This is a genomic window from Roseibium porphyridii, from assembly GCF_026191725.2.
In the GTDB taxonomy this organism is placed as follows: domain Bacteria; phylum Pseudomonadota; class Alphaproteobacteria; order Rhizobiales; family Stappiaceae; genus Roseibium; species Roseibium porphyridii.
Genome location: NZ_CP120863.1, coordinates 1,303,835 through 1,323,976, shown reverse-complemented (window position 1 = coordinate 1,323,976; position 20,142 = coordinate 1,303,835). Strand labels below are relative to the sequence as shown.

Annotated in this window: 18 protein-coding genes; 8 read left to right on the top strand and 10 right to left on the bottom strand. The window is 54.6% G+C overall.

Translation table 11 applies throughout. The features are described 5' to 3' along the window. Positions 1-13: 13 nt before the first annotated feature. The 8 genes from K1718_RS06230 to K1718_RS06195 all read right to left on the bottom strand — a co-directional run bounded on the left by K1718_RS06230 (position 14) and on the right by K1718_RS06195 (position 9,660). The gene (locus K1718_RS06230; protein ID WP_265683096.1) at positions 14-1,135 is read right to left on the bottom strand and encodes an RNA ligase; all 1,122 of its coding nucleotides are present in this window, start codon (positions 1,133-1,135) and stop codon (positions 14-16) included. Between the two features lie 288 nt (positions 1,136-1,423). Continuing rightward, positions 1,424-2,587: an iron-containing alcohol dehydrogenase gene (locus K1718_RS06225; RefSeq protein ID WP_265683094.1), complete on the bottom strand. Its 1,164-nt coding sequence runs from the start codon at positions 2,585-2,587 to the stop codon at positions 1,424-1,426. A 168-nt stretch (positions 2,588-2,755) separates the two neighbouring features. Then, positions 2,756-4,144 carry an aldehyde dehydrogenase family protein gene (locus tag K1718_RS06220; RefSeq protein WP_152500114.1) on the bottom strand — a complete coding sequence of 463 codons (1,389 nt, stop codon included), beginning with the start codon at positions 4,142-4,144 and terminating at the stop codon, positions 2,756-2,758. A gap of 132 nt (positions 4,145-4,276) precedes the next feature. Next, positions 4,277-5,644, bottom strand: coding sequence for a glutamine synthetase family protein (locus K1718_RS06215; protein WP_152500113.1), 1,368 nt, complete (start codon positions 5,642-5,644; stop codon positions 4,277-4,279). Between the two features lie 93 nt (positions 5,645-5,737). Then, positions 5,738-6,787 (bottom strand): TRAP transporter substrate-binding protein, encoded by a 1,050-nt coding sequence (locus K1718_RS06210; RefSeq protein WP_152500112.1) that lies wholly within the window; start codon positions 6,785-6,787, stop codon positions 5,738-5,740. 122 nt (positions 6,788-6,909) lie between these two features. Continuing rightward, positions 6,910-8,250 (bottom strand): TRAP transporter large permease, encoded by a 1,341-nt coding sequence (locus tag K1718_RS06205; RefSeq protein WP_265683091.1) that lies wholly within the window; start codon positions 8,248-8,250, stop codon positions 6,910-6,912. After that, positions 8,250-8,846, bottom strand: a complete 597-nt coding sequence (locus tag K1718_RS06200) for a TRAP transporter small permease subunit (protein WP_152500110.1) — start codon at positions 8,844-8,846, stop codon at positions 8,250-8,252. Before K1718_RS06200 ends, K1718_RS06205 begins: the two co-directional genes overlap by 1 nt. Beyond that, positions 8,839-9,660 carry an N-formylglutamate amidohydrolase gene (locus K1718_RS06195; protein WP_265683088.1) on the bottom strand — a complete coding sequence of 274 codons (822 nt, stop codon included), beginning with the start codon at positions 9,658-9,660 and terminating at the stop codon, positions 8,839-8,841. The genes K1718_RS06200 and K1718_RS06195 overlap by 8 nt, the downstream gene beginning before the upstream one ends. Positions 9,661-9,805: 145 nt before the next feature. Here K1718_RS06195 and K1718_RS06190 point away from each other — a divergent pair, with 145 nt between their 5' ends. After that, entirely contained in the window at positions 9,806-10,675 is an 870-nt protein-coding gene (locus K1718_RS06190; protein ID WP_152504145.1) for a MurR/RpiR family transcriptional regulator, read from the top strand. Positions 10,676-10,712: 37 nt separating this feature from the next. On the opposite strand, the gene K1718_RS06185 is transcribed toward K1718_RS06190, so the two are convergent. After that, on the bottom strand, positions 10,713-11,615 hold the full coding sequence (locus K1718_RS06185) for a helix-turn-helix domain-containing protein (protein WP_265683086.1): 903 nt from the start codon (positions 11,613-11,615) through the stop codon (positions 10,713-10,715). Between the two features lie 92 nt (positions 11,616-11,707). Between K1718_RS06185 and melA the strand changes: the two genes are divergently transcribed. The 7 genes from melA (at position 11,708) to K1718_RS06150 (ending at position 19,562) form a co-directional block, all read left to right on the top strand. Continuing rightward, entirely contained in the window at positions 11,708-13,078 is a 1,371-nt protein-coding gene (gene melA / locus K1718_RS06180) for an alpha-glucosidase/alpha-galactosidase (RefSeq protein WP_265683084.1), read from the top strand. 528 nt (positions 13,079-13,606) lie between these two features. Further along, on the top strand, positions 13,607-15,241 hold the full coding sequence (locus tag K1718_RS06175; RefSeq protein ID WP_265683082.1) for a phosphotransferase: 1,635 nt from the start codon (positions 13,607-13,609) through the stop codon (positions 15,239-15,241). Further along, on the top strand, positions 15,234-16,124 hold the full coding sequence (locus K1718_RS06170; protein WP_265683080.1) for a GAK system ATP-grasp enzyme: 891 nt from the start codon (positions 15,234-15,236) through the stop codon (positions 16,122-16,124). The genes K1718_RS06175 and K1718_RS06170 overlap by 8 nt, the downstream gene beginning before the upstream one ends. Then, a complete protein-coding gene (locus tag K1718_RS06165; protein ID WP_265683073.1) occupies positions 16,121-17,221 on the top strand; it encodes an HprK-related kinase B in 1,101 nt (366 codons plus the stop codon). Before K1718_RS06170 ends, K1718_RS06165 begins: the two co-directional genes overlap by 4 nt. Then, positions 17,218-17,919: a histidine phosphatase family protein gene (locus K1718_RS06160; protein WP_265683071.1), complete on the top strand. Its 702-nt coding sequence runs from the start codon at positions 17,218-17,220 to the stop codon at positions 17,917-17,919. Before K1718_RS06165 ends, K1718_RS06160 begins: the two co-directional genes overlap by 4 nt. A gap of 18 nt (positions 17,920-17,937) precedes the next feature. Continuing rightward, on the top strand, positions 17,938-19,290 hold the full coding sequence (locus K1718_RS06155; RefSeq protein ID WP_265683069.1) for a metallophosphoesterase family protein: 1,353 nt from the start codon (positions 17,938-17,940) through the stop codon (positions 19,288-19,290). Next, the gene (locus tag K1718_RS06150; protein ID WP_152500101.1) at positions 19,287-19,562 is read left to right on the top strand and encodes an amphi-Trp domain-containing protein; all 276 of its coding nucleotides are present in this window, start codon (positions 19,287-19,289) and stop codon (positions 19,560-19,562) included. The genes K1718_RS06155 and K1718_RS06150 overlap by 4 nt, the downstream gene beginning before the upstream one ends. A 38-nt stretch (positions 19,563-19,600) precedes the next feature. Here the strand turns inward: K1718_RS06150 and K1718_RS06145 are convergent, their stop codons facing one another. Next, the gene (locus tag K1718_RS06145) at positions 19,601-20,071 is read right to left on the bottom strand and encodes a hydrogenase maturation protease (protein WP_152500100.1); all 471 of its coding nucleotides are present in this window, start codon (positions 20,069-20,071) and stop codon (positions 19,601-19,603) included. Positions 20,072-20,142 lie beyond the last annotated feature (71 nt).

The window sequence follows — 20,142 nt, the reverse complement described above, 5'->3', positions numbered from 1 at the left end:
GTCCGGCCAAGAACTAGTGCTCCGCCAGTATCATAGGCTGCCATTCCATTCCAAACAGGTCGCGGACGTTGTCGACTTTCGTGTCACTTGCCGAAGCGCGCCTGAGTATCTCAATCAGTCCAGCACGCACCGGTGTTCCATCCAGGGCCTTAAACGCGATGGATTGCAGTTTCGGATCAAGATGGTTCTTGACCTTTTGAGCGAATTCTTTTCGCGGAAGATGGCAATTCTCTTTTACAAAGCGTCCGATTTCGACCTCCCATTTGCGAACACCAGAAAGAACACTGTCTTGATACTCTTGAACAAAGAGGCCTGCTTTAGGTGACAGAAGAGGTATCACATCGTCTGTTGCGCCAGTTGCAACCCAAGCAAGCAGGTTTTTTTCGTGTGCCAGACCTGTCAAGGCCTTATGCCTCAGAGCATAGGCATCGGTCTTTATCTTCAATCGATGGCCGTCATCAAACGCAATAACGTAGCCCTCAACACCTTCTTGGGCACGGGCGTTCGACCAAAAAGCCTTGTAGTCTCGAACAGAAGAAAAAGCCTTGGCCACAGGCAATCCGTACTTGTCGGCTACTCGAACCAGTTCCCGATGAGGCATGTAGGCACCCGTACGAATATGCCGAACCGCTAGCAAAGTAAGCTCTGACTTCTCATATGCCAGCACAATCCGGTTATCTGGTGAAGTATATTCGAAGATTGGTGTAAATCCTGCCGCAATCATGTCTGCACATAGGTCACACACGCTCTGTGTGGCAACTTTCAAAGCTTGCACTGACGGAGCAGAAACACCCATCCTTGTCATGAAGACCAATTCACCTCTGACATAAGCTGGATGGATCATCGATCCATCCAGCTTATCGAGCACAATATGTTCTGACTGCCACGGCTCCTCCTCAGCAGCTCTCTTCTCCCCCAGGTTGAAAAACTTATGAAATGGCCGGGCTATCAAATTGCCATCTAGATCGAACTTCAAACCGCGACATTCGCGCGAGAGCGCTGAGTCGAACGTATTTTCAAGCGTGTAAACATAGTTGATGACTGAATAGCCATCGTGCTTGGAATGAATAATCCCGGTATCCGGCAGGATATACGGGAGAACGTCATCCAACGTTTCAAGAACGAGATCCATCATATGCTCCAAATAAAAAAGCCGCCTCGGATGAGACGGCTGACATCGGGTGGGAATGTTATTGGACTAGTTTAATCCATCCTCCGGAGAACGACCGTCATTGTTCGCCCGCGCGCGGTAGCGCGCGTTCGCCCGTGTATGAAAATGTAAGAAACCAAACTGCATAACGTTTTCTCCGGACGCGAAAAGATATCAAATTCAACCTTAAGTCAACCACTCAAGCGAACGCATCACCTATACAAAAGTGGCGCGCTCTGAAGCGCGCCAATTCGATTGCAAAAGTGCAGGTCCTCAGACCGTGCCTAACTGAGCCTTGTCAAAGATCTCCAAAGCCCCGTCCTTGGTCAGCTCGACCGGGTTGCCTCCTGCCGTCGGATCGACAATCGCCATCTCTGCGATCAGATCGCGCTTGCTGGTGTCGACGTTCAGCCCGGAAAGCGTGTGCGGTACGTCAAGGTCCGCCCGCAGTTTCAAGACGGTGTCCAGGACCCCCTGATAGCCACCGGCAATGCCGAGGAACCCGGCCAGGCGCTCAAACTTCTGCTCGATCGCTGATCTGTTGAACTGCAAGACGTAAGGCATGAACACAGCGTTGGTCATGCCGTGATGCGTATCATAAAGTGCGCCAACAGGATGGGACAGCGAGTGGATCGCACCAAGGCCTTTTTGAAAGGCAACAGCGCCCATTGCAGCCGCGCTCATCAAATGACCGCGGGCTTCAAGATCAGATCCGTCGGCGGCGACCTTCGGCAAGTTTTCAAAAACCAGCCGCATTCCTTCCAGCGCGATGCCCTCCGACATCGGGTGATACATCGGCGCCGAATAAGCCTCCAGACAATGCGCCAGCGCGTCCATGCCTGTGCCAATCGTGATGAAACGCGGCATGCCAACCGTCAGCTCCGGGTCGCAAATAACGATTTCCGGCAGCATCTTCGGGTGGAAAATGACTTTCTTCGTATGCGTCGCTTCATTGGTGACAACACCCGCACGGCCGACTTCGGAGCCGGTTCCCGCAGTTGTCGGCACGGCAATAATCGGTGCAACTCCGTCAGGATCCGCACGCTTCCACCAATCTCCGATGTCTTCAAAGTCCCAGATCGGACGAGACTGACCGGACATGAAGGCGATCAGCTTGCCGGCATCAAGCCCGGAGCCACCGCCAAACGCGATGACACCATCGTGGTTACCTGCCTTGAAAGCGGCAACCCCAGCAGAAATGTTGCTGTCGACCGGGTTTGGCTTGACGTCGGAAAAGACCGCTGCCTTGAGGCCTGCAGCTTCCAGGTCGGCAATCGCTTCTGCGACCATCGGCAAACCGGCAAGCCCGGGATCGGTCACCAGCAACGGGTTGGTCATGCCGACGGCCTTGACCGACTTTGGCAACTCCTTGATGCGACCTGCGCCAAAACGTACGGAGGTCGGATAGGACCAGTTAACGGAAGGAAGTGAGCTCATGTTCGTCTCGTTGGTTTGAAACTCTGTGGCTTTGCTGAGCCCCTGATTCACAGGGGCTGGATTTGATTTTGCGGGTGCCCGCACTCCGGCCATTAAGCGGATGGACCCTTGCCGCGCTGACGTTTGCGCAACCAAAATTCGCAAGCGACGAGGCGTCCAATCGTGCCGTTAATGCTCCACACGGAAGTGGAAGGATCTCGGCTGGGTCAGATTGTGAAAACCGATCTCCGAGAGCGCCGCACCCTTCCCGGTTTCCTTGACACCGGTCCAGACAAGCGCCGGGTCGAGATAATCGCATCGGTTCATGAATACTGTCCCGGTTTCGATCCGGCTGCCGATATTGGCTGCCGCCTGGACGTCTTCTGTCCAGATTGAAGCCGTCAGGCCGTAGGGACTGTCATTCATGAATTGAAGCGCTTCTTCGTCATCCTTCACCTTCATGATGCCGACGACAGGACCGAAACTTTCTTCCCGCATGACGGACATCTGGTGGTTTACGTCCGTCAGGACCTGCGGCGCGAGGTAGGGCGTGCCGTCTTTGTCTTCAGAAAACTTGGACACATCGATATGCGATCTTGCGCCCTTCCGAAGGGCTTCTTGTGTCTGTTCGCGTACCCAAGCGGCAAACCGCGCCTGGGCCATTGGACCCAGTGTCGTTGCCTCATCGAGAGGGTTACCAAGCTTGTACTGGCTCGTCAGATCAACAAATCCATCGACAAACTTGTCATAGAGGCTTTCGTGGACATAAACGCGTTCAATACCGCAGCAGCATTGTCCGGCATTGTAGAACGCACCGTCGACAAGGTTCTCAACAGCATAGGACAGATCAGCATCAGCCCGCACATAAGCAGGGTCCTTGCCGCCAAGCTCAAGACCGAGCGTCGCAAAAGTACCGGCCAGCGCCTTTTCAATTGCCCGTCCACCGGCGACCGACCCGGTGAAATTCACATGATCAATCTGTCCCGAGCCGAGCAGCTTCTCGGTTCCCTGGTGCGTAAGCACAATGTTCTGAAAGACGCCGTTGGGCAGGCCCGCGCTTTCAAAGGCCTTTGCAAGCCGCTCACCGACCAGCAGTGTTTGTGCGGCGTGCTTCAGGACAATCACATTGCCCGCCATCAAGGCCGGCATGATGGTGTTGATCGCTGTCATGAATGGATAGTTCCAGGGTGCGATCACCATGACGATCCCCAGTGGCACACGCTTCAGATACCGTTTGAAACCCGGCTTGTCGGTCCTCTCAATGTCGGCCAGGGCCTCTTCGGCAATCTTGGCGCAATATTCGGTCCGCTCGATTGTGCCACCTAATTCGCCGCCATACCGGATTGGACGTCCCATCTGCCAGGCAAGCTCGGGCACGACATCGTCATTCATGGCCTTCAGCGCTTCCAGTGCCTTCTGACAATAGGCAACTCGCTCGGCAATCGGCGTGGCCGCCCAACTGGACTGGGCCGACCGTGCCGCCGAAATGACCTTTTCAACGGCCGCTCCATCCAGTGCAGGCCGCTCCGCATAGACCGATCCGTCAACCGGCGAGATCAGCTTGATCACATCTGACATTTTGAACCTCTCATATCCGCATCTTTCCGTGCGGCTTTTTCGAAAGTGACTGGCTCTTTGTTTTGGTGTTTTCGACTTCGCAAACTCTGAAAGGTCCCCTGACGGAGACCGATATCGAAGGCTGCCAGGTCGTCACGCACGCTCGAATCCGCGGGCAATCTCGTAGTCCGTCACCGCTCGGTCGAACTCCTCGACTTCCCATTCGGCCGCCCTGGCATAGTGATCCACCACGGCGTCGGAAAAGGTCTCGCGCAGGAACTTCGATTTGCGCATGGTCTCGCGCGCCTCGCGAAGCGTGTGAGGGATTTCGCGCGCGCGTTTCGCCTCGTAGACATCGCCTGTGGTTGGTGGATCGAGCGGCAATTTTTCTTCAATTCCGCGCAGTCCGGCTGCCAGCTGGGCAGCCAGCGCCAGATAAGGATTAAGATCGGATCCACCGATACGGCACTCGACCCTGAGCGCTTTGGTGTGCTCTCCGCACAGGCGGAAACCGGCTGTGCGGTTGTCGACCGACCAGACGGTCTTTGTCGGCGCGAAGGTTCCCTTCTGGAAACGCTTGTAGCTGTTGATGTAGGGCGCCAGAAAATACGTATAGTCCGGCGCATATTTGATCAGGCCAGCCAGATAGTGGCACATCGTTTCGGACATGCCGTAGTCGCCCTTGTCGTCGCAAAAGACGTTGTTGCCCTTCTTGTCGAAAAGCGACTGATGGACGTGTGAGGACGACCCCACCTTGTCACTGCGCCACTTTGCCAGGAAGGAGGCTGAGCGTCCCTTGGCCCAGGCAATCTCCTTTACGGCGTGTTTGGCAATGGTGTGGTTCTCCGCCGTATCCATGGCCGGAGCGTATTTGATGTTCAGTTCTTCCTGCCCAGTCTCAGCTTCACCCTTGGTGTTCTCCACCGGAATGCCCGCACCATATAGACCGTTCCGCAAGGGCCGCATGACGTCCTCCTCCTTGGTCGTCTGCAGGATATGATAGTCTTCATTGTAGCCGGAGATCGGTTCTAGATCGCGAAAGCCGGATTTGCGCATATCGTCGAAGCTTTTCTCAAACAGGAAAAACTCCAGTTCCGTTGCAGCAATCGGCGTCAGTCCCTTTTCGGCAAACAGGCCGACGACCTTTTTCAGCATCGCACGCGGCGAATGCGGGACTTCCTCATGTGTATGGTGATCGAGCACGTCACACATCACCATGACCGTACCTTCAAGCCAGGGTGTCAGCCGCAAACTGGCCAGATCCGGCTTCATGACATAGTCGCCATAACCACCCGACCAGCTCGTCGCAGCGTAACCTTCAACCGTGTACATTTCGATATCGGTCGCCAGCAGATAGTTGCAGCAATGGGTCTCTTCAAAGGCGGTGTCGACAAAATGCTGCGCATGAAAACGCTTGCCCATCAGCCTGCCCTGCATATCGGTGATACACACAAGCACAGTATCGATCTCGCCGGATGAGACACGAGTTTTGAGTGCTTCGAAGGTTAGGTTGCCAGGCATTATTGTTTTCCGCTGGTTCGTGGACTTGGACTATCTGAAGTTCATTGAATGGACTCCGGAGAAAGTCTTCCCCGAAGCCCGCAGGAACTGATCTCACCCGAAATTGTAGGGAGGACCTGCCTGGTTGATAACGTCATTATATTCCTGGAAGATCGAAATGATCTTGGCTTGAAGTTCACCTTCTGCGGCGATCTCTTTCCAGAAATCCTTGGCAGCATCTTCGACTTGTGCCCATTCGGCAGCCGGAACGGTGCGCAGTTGCAGTTTGTCACCCTTCGCACGAAGACGCGCTTCACCGCCCCAATACCACTGGTTACGATAGGTATGACCGGCCTCGGTCGCAGCCAGAACAAGTTGCTGGAGATGTGCTGGCAGATCTGCCCAACGCTTCTGGTTGACGAACCATGAGCCGATCCAGGCACCGGAAATATTGTTTGTCAGGAAGTAGTCCGTGACGTCAGCCCAGCCGACCGTGTAGTCTTCCGTGATCCCGGACCATGCCATCCCGTCCAGTTCACCAGTTTGCACAGCAACTTCGGCATCTTCATAGGGTATTGACACAGGTACAACGCCGAATTTTGACAGGAAGCGACCAGCTGTCGGGAACGTGTAGAGCTTCAACCCCTCAAGATCTGAAACCGACTTGATTTCCTTCTTGGTGTTGAAGTTGCACGGATCCTGACCGGCGGCGGAAATCCACGCCACACCGACCTTTTCGTATTCTGAACGCCAGATATCGGCGAGCCCGTACTGATTGAACAGAACTGGCACATCAAGAATATGCTTGGTCGCAAACGGGAAGTACCCGCCGAACTGGCGCAAGGGTGTCGGTGAGGCCATGGAGTCGTCATCGGAGTGGACGGCGTCAATTGTGCCGCGCTGCAATGCTTGAAACAGCTCGCCCGTCGGCACGATCTGATCGGCATAGAATAGCTCGATCTGCAACTCGCCGTTTGAGGCGTTGTTTACGTAGTCCACCATCGGCTTCGTCACTTGCTCGCCTAGCGCACCACCAGCATAGGTCTGCAAACGCCATTTGATGGGTTCCTGGGAAAGCACAGCGGGCGCGGCCAATGTCGTTGCGCCGGCGGCAGCAACGGTACCTAGTCCCGCATTCTTGAGAAAATTACGTCTATTGGTCATTTCAAGTTCCCCTACTTTCAGTTTACGGTCTGTGCGGTTCACCGTTTTCCGGTTCTGGGTTTTAACCGCTGCTCATAGTCCGTTTCCTCCAGACTTTATTGTTGTTGTCTCGCGTGTCGCCGCTACTTTCCGTAGATCAGATTGGGTAGCCAAAGTGCGATTTGCGGGAAAACCATTACGATCACGAGTGCCAGGATCATCACCAGAACAAAAGGCGTGATAGATCCGTAGATGTCACGCATCGTGATGCTCTTGGGCGCCATCGCCCGCATCAGGAAAAGATTGTAACCGAAGGGTGGCGTCATATAGGCGATCTGCGTCGTTATCGTATAAAGCACGCCATACCAGATCAGAATGTCACCGCGCGGCATGCCGAGGTCAAGCGACCCGACCAGAGGTACATAAAGCGGCGCAACAATCACGAGCATCGCAGTGTCGTCCAGGAATGTTCCCATAACCAGGAACGACAGTTGCATCAGGATCAGGATCATCCAGGGCGACAGGCCAAGCTGTTCCGTGAACAGGCTCTCAATGGCCTTGACGGCACCCAGACCATCAAACACCGCACCGAAGCCTAGGGCCGCCAGGATGATCCACATGAACATGCAGGAGATAGCGAGGGTGTTCTTCAGGCAAAGAACCAGAATGGCCAATGTCATCCGGCGCTTGAGAACCGCCGCGATCAGGGCCGTGAGGGCGCCGACAGCCGATGCCTCGACCAGGCTGGTTTTCCCCATCACGAAAGGCACCATCATCATCGCAAAGATGATGAGCGGCAAAAGTCCTGCCAGCAGCAAACGGTATTTTTCGCCCCGGGAAACATCCCGTTCGTCTTCGGAAAGCGCCGGCCCGAGTTCAGGCTGTATACGGCATCTGATCGCAATATAGACAATGAACATTGCTGCCATCATCAGGCCTGGTACGGCGCCGGCGAGCCATAGCTGGCCAACCGGTGCCCGGGCGATCATCGCGTAAAGCACTAGCACGACAGAAGGAGGCACAAGGATCCCGAGTGAAGATCCGGCCTGAATTACGCCGGTCACCATCCGTTTGTCGTATTTGCGTTTCAAGAGCTCCGGCAGCGCAATCGTCGCGCCAATTGCCATGCCCGCGACGGAAAGTCCGTTCATGGCCGAGATCAAAACCATCAGCAGAATCGTGCCAATCGCCAGACCGCCATTGATCGGCCCCATCCAGACATGGAACATCTTGTAAAGATCGTCTGCAATCTTGGTTTCCGACAGGACATAACCCATGAAAATGAACATCGGCAGCGTCAGCAGCGGATACCATTTCATCAATTTCATTGCGGCCGAAAACGGGATGTCTCCACCACCGGTTCCCCAGAGCATTATCGCTGCAATGGACGCAATGCCGCCAATCGCGCCAAAAACCCGCTGACCGGTCAGCAGCATCAGCATCATCGACGAGAACATCAAAAGAGCGATCATCTCATATGACATCAGATCGTCTCTCCCTTGATACGGGCAATGTCTTTCAGGAACTCGGCAAAAACCTGAAGGAGCATAAGAAAAAATCCGATGATCATGACCAGTTTGATTGGCCAGACATATGGTCGCCACGACGTTGGGCTGCGTTCGACAAATCCAAGAATTTCACTCGCAGCTTCCGGACCACCTGTCACGAATGCAACGATCAGGTCCCGATAAAAGACAAATGGTTCCTGCGTGAAGTGCCCCAGCGAATAAGCAAAGGAATTGAGCGCGCCGTAGAGAAGAACCCCGAGGTAAAAAAGTAGAAGCAACACGGTGAAGGCATCGAACCAGGCTTTTTTCTTCAAGCTCCAGTCCGCGTAGAAAAGATCCATGCGCACGTTCGATCCGAGTTGTATCGAATAGGGCCCTCCCAGAACGTAATAGGCGACCATAGCGAACTGCGCGACTTCCAGTGTCCACAATGAGGGACTGAAGAAAGTCTTTGAGACAGACGACCAGAGCAAGATGGCGGCCATCACGAAGATGCCCCACATGATGATTCTGCCAAGACCCCGATTGAACCCGTCGACAAACCGGACGTAAAGGCGGGCCGCCTTAAGCATCAGCACCTCCAGATAAGTCCGCTGTCCCCGTTTCAAGCGCGCCTGAAAGTACCGGGGCGAGCATCTCCGCCCAATGTCCTTCCTGCTCGCTTGTCTTCACCTCATCGTTTCTGATTTCAATCATCAGGCACGGCAATTGCCGGCTCTCACCGTGTCGACGAATGGTGTAGTAAACGCCATCGGACGGTGCATAGGGCTGGTTGTCGCCAACAGTCAGATCACCGCGGATCCTGAGCGCTTGAAGCACAGGATCAGCAAGGCTCCGGTCGCTTTCCGAAATCAAGCCGATTTCCCACGGCCTTGCTTTTCCTTTGTAGACCGGCGTGAAGGAATGGACGGATACAAGCGCGGTTGGAATGCCACGATCGAGTCGCTGGTTCAGCACCTTGTCGATCGCCTTGTGAAAGGGACGATGCACCAGATTGAGCCGGAAGGCCTTTTCATCCGCCGAGAGGTCACGATTGCCTGCAATCTGTGTGGTTTCACTCAGGCAGGGGATCAGGTCCGCGCGGGTTTCCTCACGGTTGCAATCGATGACCAGCCTTGAGACGGTTGTGAAGACCAGCGGGGCATTCAGGCTTTTCGACAATTGCCTTGCAACGCCAAGTGCGCCTGGGTCCCACGCGATATGCTCTGCCTTTTCCGCCTCCGACAGACCAAGACTGGTGTCGTAAGGCGGCGGGAAATGATTGGAGGCGTGATCGCAGACAAAAACGAACGGTCCATTGCCTTCCGCGTTTTCAACCGCAACAGCCCGGGTTACCCCTCCTGCCTGACCATTTTTTTGGCCGCCGCTTTGAGGGCTTGCACCCATTCCCAACTCCCTGAAAGGCTCACCGGAAAATTGTAATGTTTATTACAGGATTGCCGACTTAACTAAGTTCTGTAATATTTGATACGCAGATTGGGGCCGCTGTCAAATGAAAATCGGCGTCAAATTTTGTGAACAGGTTACGCCCATGGAACGCCCGCTTCTGGAAGACATTCGCGACCGGCTAGACGAATTCACCGCAACGGAGAAAAAGGCGGCCCATGCTTTGCTGGCCAATTATCCGATGCAGGGCCTGGGCACGGTTGCGCAGTTTGCAGAAGCTGCCAGCGTCAGCTCTCCAACCATCTTGAGATTCATTGCCAGACTGGGGTTTCCCGGTTTTGCCGAGTTTCAAAAGAAACTCCGCAGCGAACTTGAGAGCCAGCTCAATTCACCACTGGCGCGCAGCACCAGCATGTCCGATGAAAAAGCGTCCGACCCGCATGTCGGACAGCTGTTGGACAACATACGCGAAACCTTTGATCACTTGCCGAAAGGCGAGCTGGAAGGACTGACCAATCTTCTCTCGGATGAACGCAAGACCATTCATCTCATCGGTGGCCGGTTCACTGATGGTCTTGCGCGTTACATGGCAGCCCATTTGCGCATTGTCCGTCCCAATGTCACCCATGTTGCAGGCCAGCAGGGAAACTGGCTGGATCAGCTTATCGGGATTGGCCCCAAAGACGTTGTCGTCGTCTTCGACATCCGCCGGTATCAGGCTGAAATTATTCAGTTTGCCGAAGCTGCCGCGAAACAGGGCGCAACCGTTGCACTGGTGACGGACAGCTGGATGTCACCGGTCGGCAGGATCGCGAGCTATGTGCTACCTGCCCGTGTTGCAGTCCCGTCTCCCTGGGATTCCTCACTGGCGCTGATGGCAATTGCGGAAGTTCTGATTGCAGGCGTGACACGACAGAACCAGACCCGTGCCCAGGCCCGGATGCGGTCGCTGGAAACTCTGCGCAACGAAATCGACCCCTCAACGGAAGACGGTCGCAGCGGACCGGACATCTGACGTCTCAGCGACGTGGGACCATATCTATTCCAGCCGATCAGGCCGGTCTTGCCTGGCGCAGGTCGCTTGGCACGCTGCCATAGACGGACTTGTAGTTGTCATAGAACTGACTGGCGGAAGAAAATCCGGCCTGGAATGCGGCTTCCGACACAGAAACGTCGGAAGACAAAAGAAGTTCTCGAGCCCTGATTAACCGCATGCGAACAATGAATTGCTTGAGCGTGATCCCGAGCGTCTTCTTGAACATGTTGGATGCGTAGTTGGCATTCAAACCGCTTATCGTTGCGATCTCCTGGGTCGATACTGGCAATGATGTGTTCTGGATGACGGCCTCGATCATGCGCACCACATGCTCGGTCGGTCCCGACTGCCTGCCATCATCCCTGACCGGCCGGAAGTTGTTGCGCAAGTCCTTGATGCTTTCTTCAATGGAAAGCCGTCGCATCAATGCATGGAGTTCCATTGTCAGGCATTCGAACCGACCGAGATCCTTTGATTGATAGTCCTGATGCCAACGGCCCGGAATATCTCTGATCGCGAGATGTTCCGGCACAACCAGAACAGCACCGGACAGCAGTGCGCGCTGAATGCGACCAATTCCACGAAAAGACAAAAAGACATCAAGTGGAAAATACATGTTCGTAAGCTGGTAGTTGGAAGCCTGGACAGGGTTAAGATCGACAGTCTGATGCGGAATTCCAGCCCAGAAGAAACACATCTGACCCTCCGGAAGCACGACCTTGTCCGTTTCGAACCTGTATGTCATCTCGCCGCCTGTGAGCCAGTTGAACTCGACATGTCCATGCCAGTCCAGACCATGCCGAACCGGCACAAAACGGCGCATTGCAAACTGACCGAAGACAACAGGCTTACCGCCAACAAATGACGGACGGTCAGCATCTTCAGGTCCAAAAACAGAGCGAACGGGCAAATCGGGCACACCTGTAATTTCCGGACATTTTACTTTGATAACAGGATAGAATGTCCCGAACAGTCGTGCAATCTGATCTCACAACCAGGAGGTCTTTGCCCATGTCCAATCCAGCCAAGATTACCTTTGTCGGTGCCGGATCAACCGTTTTTGCCAAGAACATCATCGGCGACTGTCTGCTGCGGCCAGCGCTTACCCATGCTCATTTTGCCCTCATGGATATCGACCCTGAACGCCTTCGCGAATCCGAAATTGTGATATCCAAAATGATCTCCTCGCTAGGTGCCAAGGCAACGGTTTCCTGTCATCAGGACCAGCGGGAAGCGCTGGAAGGCTCTGATTTTGTCGTCGTTGCCTTCCAGATCGGCGGCTACGAACCTTGCACCGTCACAGACTTCGAGGTTCCAAAGTCCTATGGCCTACGTCAGACGATTGGCGACACGCTCGGCATTGGTGGCATCATGCGCGGCTTGCGGACCGTTCCGCATCTTTGGGGCATATGCGAAGACATGCGGGCCGTGTGCCCGGATGCGTTGATGCTGCAATACGTCAATCCAATGGCAATCAACACCTGGGCGATCAGCGAGAAATATCCTGACATTCGTCAGGTGGGTCTGTGCCACTCGGTTCCTCTGACAGCTGCCGAGCTGGCCGAGGATCTGGAAATTGACACAAGCCGATTGCGCTACAAAGTTGGCGGCATCAATCATATGGCCTTCTATCTTCACCTTCATGAAGTGCTGGATGACGGTTCAACGCGGGACCTCTATCCCAAATTGAAAAAGCTTCACGCGAGCGGAGCAATTCCGAAAACGGACAACTTGTGGAATCCCCGGTGCCCCAACTATGTTCGCTATGAAGTCATGCAAAAGCTTGGGTATTTCGTGACCGAAAGCTCCGAGCACTTCGCAGAATACGTTCCCTGGTTCATCAAGAGTGGCCGCAAGGATCTGATAGATCGCTTCTCGATCCCATTGGATGAATATCCGAAACGTTGTGTTGAGCAGGTGGCCGATTGGAAAGAGCAGGCGAAGGCCTTCCTAGGACCAGATTCGATTGAGGTGAAGGCCTCGCCTGAATACGCGTCGGAAATCATCAATGCGATCGTGACCAACACACCAACAACGATCTATGGAAACGTGCCCAACCATGGTTTGATCGACGCGCTGCCGAAGGGGTGTGCCGTTGAGGTGCCTTGCCTGATCGACAGCAACGGTGTTCAGCCTACACGGGTCGAAGGTATCCCGCCGCAGCTGACGGCCCTGATGCGGACCAATGTTTCCGTTCAGGAACTGACTGTTCGGGCGCTTGTCGACGAAGTACCGGAACATGTCTATCACGCAGCGATGCTTGACCCGCACACTGCAGCCGAATTGGATCTCGATCAGATCTGCGGCCTTGTCGATGACCTGATCAGGGCTCATGGCCACTGGCTGCCCAGCTGGCTGGCGACAAACAGACAGGCTGCCTGATCGACATCGATTTAACCCAAGACGCCCTCGCGACCATCGAAAACGGATTTGACCAGCACGATCAGTTTGACCACCCTTGCGAAACACTTTGCAAGGGTGGTTCGCGCTTTGGCGCGGACTTGTTCAGTCTGACGCTGATCTGCTGATTGTTCGCGACTTAGCGAAACCTTGTTCAAGAGATTGAACACCGCAGCAACGACGTGCTGTCAGGCCGGCTCAATTGCAGGCCTTGTCGGCAGATGCGAGGATAAGACACCCTTCCAAAGGGCCCCGCATCGGTAAAGCCCCTTTTTCGGCAAACCTTCCGATCCTCTTTCCACACATTCATCTTCTGGGATGAAAAGTTGTTCGCTCAAGAAAAACAACATTCCGTCAAAGGTTGCTATTTCAAACTTCCCGGCGGAAAACAGTAGCTTGGCGAAACATCTGAAGATGCTCAACAACTTCGTCCAGCCTATGTCACAAAACTGTTTTCACTTGGCTATAGTCGGGGCTTGGAAACTATCTCGGATCGCACAATGAAGAACAATGACTAGCCTGCCCAAGACCATCCGGGAAAATCTCCACTTTTTGTGCGCTGAAATCGATGGGCAGCTGATCCTTCTGGAAGCGTTCTTCCAGGATCCGACAGCCGCACTCGCTCGAAGGATCATGGACCGTGCGGGCTATGCCCACAATCTGAAGACACGGATCTTGGACGCATGCGTGCGCCAGATGGCGGGCGCAAAAAAAGACAACAGAAAACATCTGACACTGCGCAGCCTCGAATTTGTTGCCGTCGACCTGCAACGCCTTTCCAATCTGGCGCGCCAGTCACTGCGGCATGTGGAACGGATCGACACCTTCAATACACTGGTCCCGGAGCGGTACCCGGTAATCGTTGGACATGTCCGCAGCGGTGTCGCCAGGATCGAAAATGCCATTCATAGCAGCGACAGCAATCTGGCCATCGAAATTGGCCAGATGCAAAATAAGATCGAGGCCGACTACCGCAAGGTTTTCAAGGTCTACACACGGGAAATGCGCAACCCCAAAACGCAGCCGTCCGACATTGCCAACAGTCTGCTCGTCGCAAGCGAGTTTCAGCGTATGGGCGATTCCCTCAAATCCATCAGCGAAGCGCTGATCTCGTCAAATATCGGACAGGCGGTCAATTTTGAACGCTACTTCTCGCTGCAGAGCCTGATGTCCGACCTTGAGGAGCCAAACGGCGAACTGGCTATTGAGGCCATCGCAGAAACGCGGTCCGGCAGCTCCATCTCAGCAATTCGAAACACAAAAACCGAAACCGTGACTGCCGTCTTCAAGGATGGTGAAAAGAACAAGGTGAAAGAAGAGCGTCAGGGTGTTGAAAGCTGGCACTCTATCTATCCGGGCCTTGCTCCCAAGATCCTGTCCTATAAAAAGCGCAACCAGTCGGCTGCTCTTTTGATCGAACATCTGCCGGGCCTGACGCTCGAACATATTCTTCTGAACGAAAACGGAGATCTTTGCGACAAGGCACTCGCGCGCCTGTCCAAAACACTGCGTGACATCTGGAAACAGACCAGAACCAAGGAACCCGCCGAGCTGGGCAGCATGCAACAATTGTCTGAACGGCTCGGAGAGGTGCGCCGGGTTCATCCGGAGTTTCAGGAAACTCACGTCCGGTTCTGCGGAGAAGCCTTGCCGTCGCTCGACACTCTGGTCGGTCTGGCGGCAAAGCGCGAGGCGCAGGTGGCAGCCCCCTTTTCCGTCTACATCCATGGCGACTTCAACGTCGACAACATCATCTTCGACCCGGGAGAAAACAGGATCCATTTCATCGATCTGCACCGATCGCGTTACATGGACTATGTTCAGGATATCTCGGTGTTCATGGTTTCGAACTACCGTCTGCACGTTCTAGATCGCGAGACACGTAGCCGCATCATGGATGTCTCGCAAACCTTCTTTAAATCGGCACGGGCATTTGCCCGAAAACAGAATGACGACACTTTCGAATTCCGTCTCGCGCTCGGCCTGGCACGGTCCTTTGCCACCTCCACCCGTTTCATCTTCGACAAGGTTCATGCCAGACGCATGTGGCTGCGTTCCCGTTACCTGATCGAGAAAGCCCTTGCCTGCCCCGTTGGCGAGGAGGCCAGGTTCCGTCTCCCATTGAAGGAGATTTTCGTTGACTGAGCTGAAGATTGGCGTGGTCGGCATTCCCGGCAAATGGTCCACCGAAATTCTGGCGGAAGAACTTGAAGCCCGAACCGGATTTCGCTGTGTCATCGACATGGCCGATGTTGTGCTTGACCTGAAGTCCCGATCGCTAAGCGCCGGAAATCACAATCTCTGTGGTTTTGACGGCCTGATCATCAAGAAAATCAGCCAGGAGTATAGCCCCGCGACGCTGGATCGCCTGGATCTTCTGCGTATCGCCGAAGCTTCAGGTGTACGGGTGTTTTCCAAAACCCGATCCATCTTCAGCCTCGTCAACCGGCTCAGCTGCACCCTTACGCTTTCCGATGCAGGCATACCAATGCCCGCAACGTGCATCACCGAAAGCATCGACGAGGCAGCTCTTGCCGTTCAACGGTTTGGCACTTCGGTTTTCAAGCCATTGTTTTCAACCAAAGCACGCGGAATGACGCTGATTGAAGCACAGTCAGACGGTGACCGCCTCCGGCAGGACATCGCTGCCTTCAAGGCAGAAAACCCGGTCATGTACCTGCAGAAGAAAGTCAATCTTTCCGGTCGGGACCTCGGCATGGTGTTCCTGGCAGGTGAATATCTCGGTACCTATGCACGCGTTGCCAAGGAAGGCAGCTGGAACACAACCATCCATGACGGCGGCCGCTACGAAGCATTTACACCTGAACCGTCGTTGATAGATCTCGCGCGCCGCGCACAGGCCCCGTTTGATCTGGATTTCACCACGGTCGACGTCGGGCTGACGGACGAAGGTCCTGTCGTCTTCGAGGTTTCCGCTTTTGGTGGTTTCAAGGGTGCGCTCGAAGGTGCGTCAATCGACGCAGCCAGTCTTTATGCATCATATGCAATTGAAAAGGTGCGTTCGTGAGAAAGCCTCACCTTCAGGAAATTGTCGACGCACTTGCACCTGACCGGGCAACCCAAAACGCTGACCCGGTCTGCTTGAGCGTCGGTGGATTTGTGATCGAAGTGCGGTGTGTCTCCATCACCTTGCTGGCAGAACTGCTAAGATATTTTCAGCATGTCATTGTCGCGCCTTGCGAACCCGACACCGTTGTTCATGTTCTTGGCAATGCACAGCTGCCCTTTGAGCCTGAATATGTCGACTGGGTACGGGAGGCGAGCAAGCGCGGGCGCAAGGATACCATTTATGACTTGCCTGACGGCCGGTTGATCCTCAAGGTTCGAACGGGAGTTCAGTTTCTGCAGTCCCCAGCCTGGTCCGTTGCTTTCGGGCCTACAGAGCAAAATGCCAACCAGGTTATCAATTTCATCAACACGCAAATCCTGAACCGGTTTCAGCGCGAGGGCTGGCTCGCCTGTCATGCGGCGGCGGTCAAGACCAGTGACAAGGGTCTGGCCATTTCCGGTCTGTCCGGGGGCGGTAAATCAACCACCATGCTCCGCCTGATGGAGATCGCGGATACGCATTATGTCACCAACGATCGATTGCTCGTTCGCAAAAACGCAAACAAGACGGATGCACTCGGCATTCCCAAATTACCGCGCATCAATCCTGGAACCATCGTCACCAACGCAAGGCTCACGGGCCTCATCGACGAGGAACGGGAGGAAGAGCTTCGCAATCTGGAACCGGATGAGCTCTGGCATCTGGAAGAAAAATACGACCTCTTCATTGATGACATCTACGGGCCGGGCCGCATTTCGCACGAAACGCATTTGACGGATTTCTGGGTCCTGAACTGGTCTCGCGACAGCACTGCACCGACCGATGTTTCCGCAGTGAACTTGAAATCACGACCGGATCTTTTGTCCGCCATCACAAAAAACCCGGGGCCTTTTTATCAAAGATCGAACGGCGCCTTCTGGACTGACCGGTCGGCTCTGGAAGCAACCGCTTACCTTGATGCACTTTCAGACATTCGCGTCTGGGAAGTCTCTGGCCTCATCGACTTCGACGCATTGTTTGATGCTGGAATGCAATTGTTGGGAACTCCATCATGAACGACAGGTTCATCATTCTCCTGCGCCATGGCGCTTACCGGCAAAAACCTGGAACGCCAAGCGCACTGCAACCTTTTGATCTGACCGAAACAGGAAAAGCGCAAGCCAAGGCAGCCGGCCTTGAGCTGGCAGAACTCGCCAGGGACAAAAACTGGCACGTTTCGCCGGAAATCTTTTGTTCGCGCCAATTGCGGTCCTGGCAAACAGCAACGCTGCTCAGCAGGACCATGTCGAAAACGACGGGCCAAACCTTTGAGGTAACGGAAACAGAAGCCCTCGCCGAAAGGTCGGTCGGGGCACTGGCCAATCTCACCATTCCAGAAATTGAGCAAGTGCTGATGGAAGATCCCCGCCATGAAGCTCCGCCGGAAAACTGGAAATCGGACAGTCACTACAAATTGCCGGTTCAGGGAGCCGAGAGCCTGATGGAAGCCGGGGCACGGGTGGCCGACTTTCTGCAAAAACGTGTCGAAACAAACCCCCACGTGAATGGCCCGATAGCCCAGATATGTGTCGGTCACGGAGCAGCGCTGCGCCACGCTGCTCATCATCTGGGAGTGCTTTCCTTTCCGAAAATCCGGCAAGTGAGCATGCATCACGCCAAGGCTGTGATCTTGAGATTTCACCCGGATGCCGGCTGGAGCCATCACACCGGCGCCTGGAAAGAGCGCCGGGTTCTGGAACTCACAATGGACTGATTGGACCTCAAGCAAACTATGACGACCAACAAACCCGTTGCACAAATGCTACCGCCCATCGCTGCCAAGGATCTGACCGATCTGGGTGTTCCGAACAGCTGCGTTCCCTGGCCACTTGTCCACACAGGAAGCGAGCCGCGCGTTCACGCCAGGACCCCTGATCTGTTATCCAGTGTCGCAAAAGCCAATGCTCTCGGCCCCTGGGATTGGCCAGACAAACCAATAGTTTTTGTCTCGGATCTGCACGCAGACGCCGAAAGCCTTCTCCGTTCACTTGTTGCAGTGGGAGCAATCGTTCGCTTTGGCAGTGGCCTGACCGACTTTGAGTTGACGTCTTTCGGCCGCAGCTGCCAGATCGTTGTTGGCGGGGACTGTATCGACAAAGGTCCGAGCAATCTCGATCTGCTCGATAGCCTTTCAGCGCTTATGAAGCTGGGTGCAGACGTTGTTCTCCTGGCAGGAAACCATGACCTGCGTCTTTATCTCGGCCTTGAGTCGCTGACCGTCAAACGCGGTTCCCTGAATGCGCATATGTTTGTGCGTATGGGCAAGAAGGTCATGCCTTTGCTTCGGGAGGTCTTCGACAGATATGTCGATCCGGACACCGCATTGGACCGTCTGCCGGACGAAAAGGCCTGTCTTGAACTGATGGTGCCAGGCAAGAAGTGGGCAAAACAGTTTCCAAAAGCAGCTGCCAGCTTTCTGAATGACGCTGCAGTCAAAAAGGAAATGCGCCGGCTCAAGAAAAAAACATCCAGATTTTCCCAACATGCTGAAGAGCATGGCTTCACCATGCGACAGCTCTATGCTGCGGCGCTGGCGTGCAGAGAGCTCTTCATAAATCCCACAGGACAATACGCCTGGTTTTTTCAAAGCATGAAAGCTGTGCACCAGAGCGGGTCTTTGCTTTTTGTTCACGCCGGCGTCGATGACAGCATGGCCGCGCTGATTTCAGCAAAGGGTATTGCGCATGTGAACCGCCGCTTCAGGAAGGAGAGCCGGAAAGATCCTTTTGTTTTCTATTCTGGAACGATCGCCAATCTGGTGCGCACCAAATACCGCGATGTCGACCATCCGCTGACAGCCAGGGGTGTTGAAGAGCTGCACCTGGCAGGCATCAAGATGCTGGTTCAAGGTCACGTCAATCGACACAGCGGACAGGAACTGACTTCAAAAAACGGGCTGCTGCACCTGGAAGCAGACGTCACTCTTGATCGGCACTCCAGAAGCTCAGAGGGCCTTGAAGGCATTGGCACCGGCGCGACCATCATTCATCCAAATGGCAACATTCTGGGTATCAGTCGCGACTATCCGCATGCCAAACTGTTCAACCCGGACCACATTCTTCAACAACACGGACTGCTGCTATGATGGAACGTAAGGGCCGTTTCCGGCACCAGTCGCTTCAGGATAAGAAATCGATCCAGAAGATGCTCGATGCCATCAAACGCGGGATCGCCAAGGGAGAATTGGAGTTCGGGGACGAAACCGGCGATATCACACTGGAACCGAAGGGTCTCATGAACCTGCGTGTAACCGCGACGGTTGAAGATGACCAGTCGCGCCTCGACTTGCGCATCACTTGGACCAGCGACAGCATCGACCGAAAAGAAAGCGGCAAGCTCAAGGTCAAAGGAGGATAGAAGGCTTCAAGTCCCCCAGTTACGCGCTTTGACAAGGATCAGCTGTCAACTCGGTCCGGCACGACGCCGTTGGTACAGGTGCGTTCTGACAGCCAGTCCAAAAAGAACGCTTCGGCATCGTCAAGGTTTTTCAACGCCTTTTCCGAAAGCCCTTCTTTGACTTCGCCGAATTCGTGACCGGATATCCCGAGCACATAGGCCCGCGGTTTTGCCCCGTAGAGCGTCTCGCAAAGCGCAAGAACCGTCTGTGGCTTCAGACTGTGGCTGCCCAGAACTTCAGGAGCGCCTGCGGCAATTTCCTGGAAGGAAAATGGGTTTTCGCCTTCAATCTCCGCGTCGGCGAACACCACCACCTCATGGCCTGAAATCGTCAAGGCATGCTCGGCGACCAATTGATAGTCGGTGTCGATTTCCAACTCGGATAGTGCCCTGCCTGCCAGTCTTTGGGAGAACGCCGGGCCAAGTCCGTCGTCGCCACGCCCCGGGTTGCCATAGCCAATCAGGATCATCGCGCTATCCCGCTCCGGACGGTCGAAAAATGGATTGCCAACCGTATGTTGCTTGCCTCTGAGGGCTCATC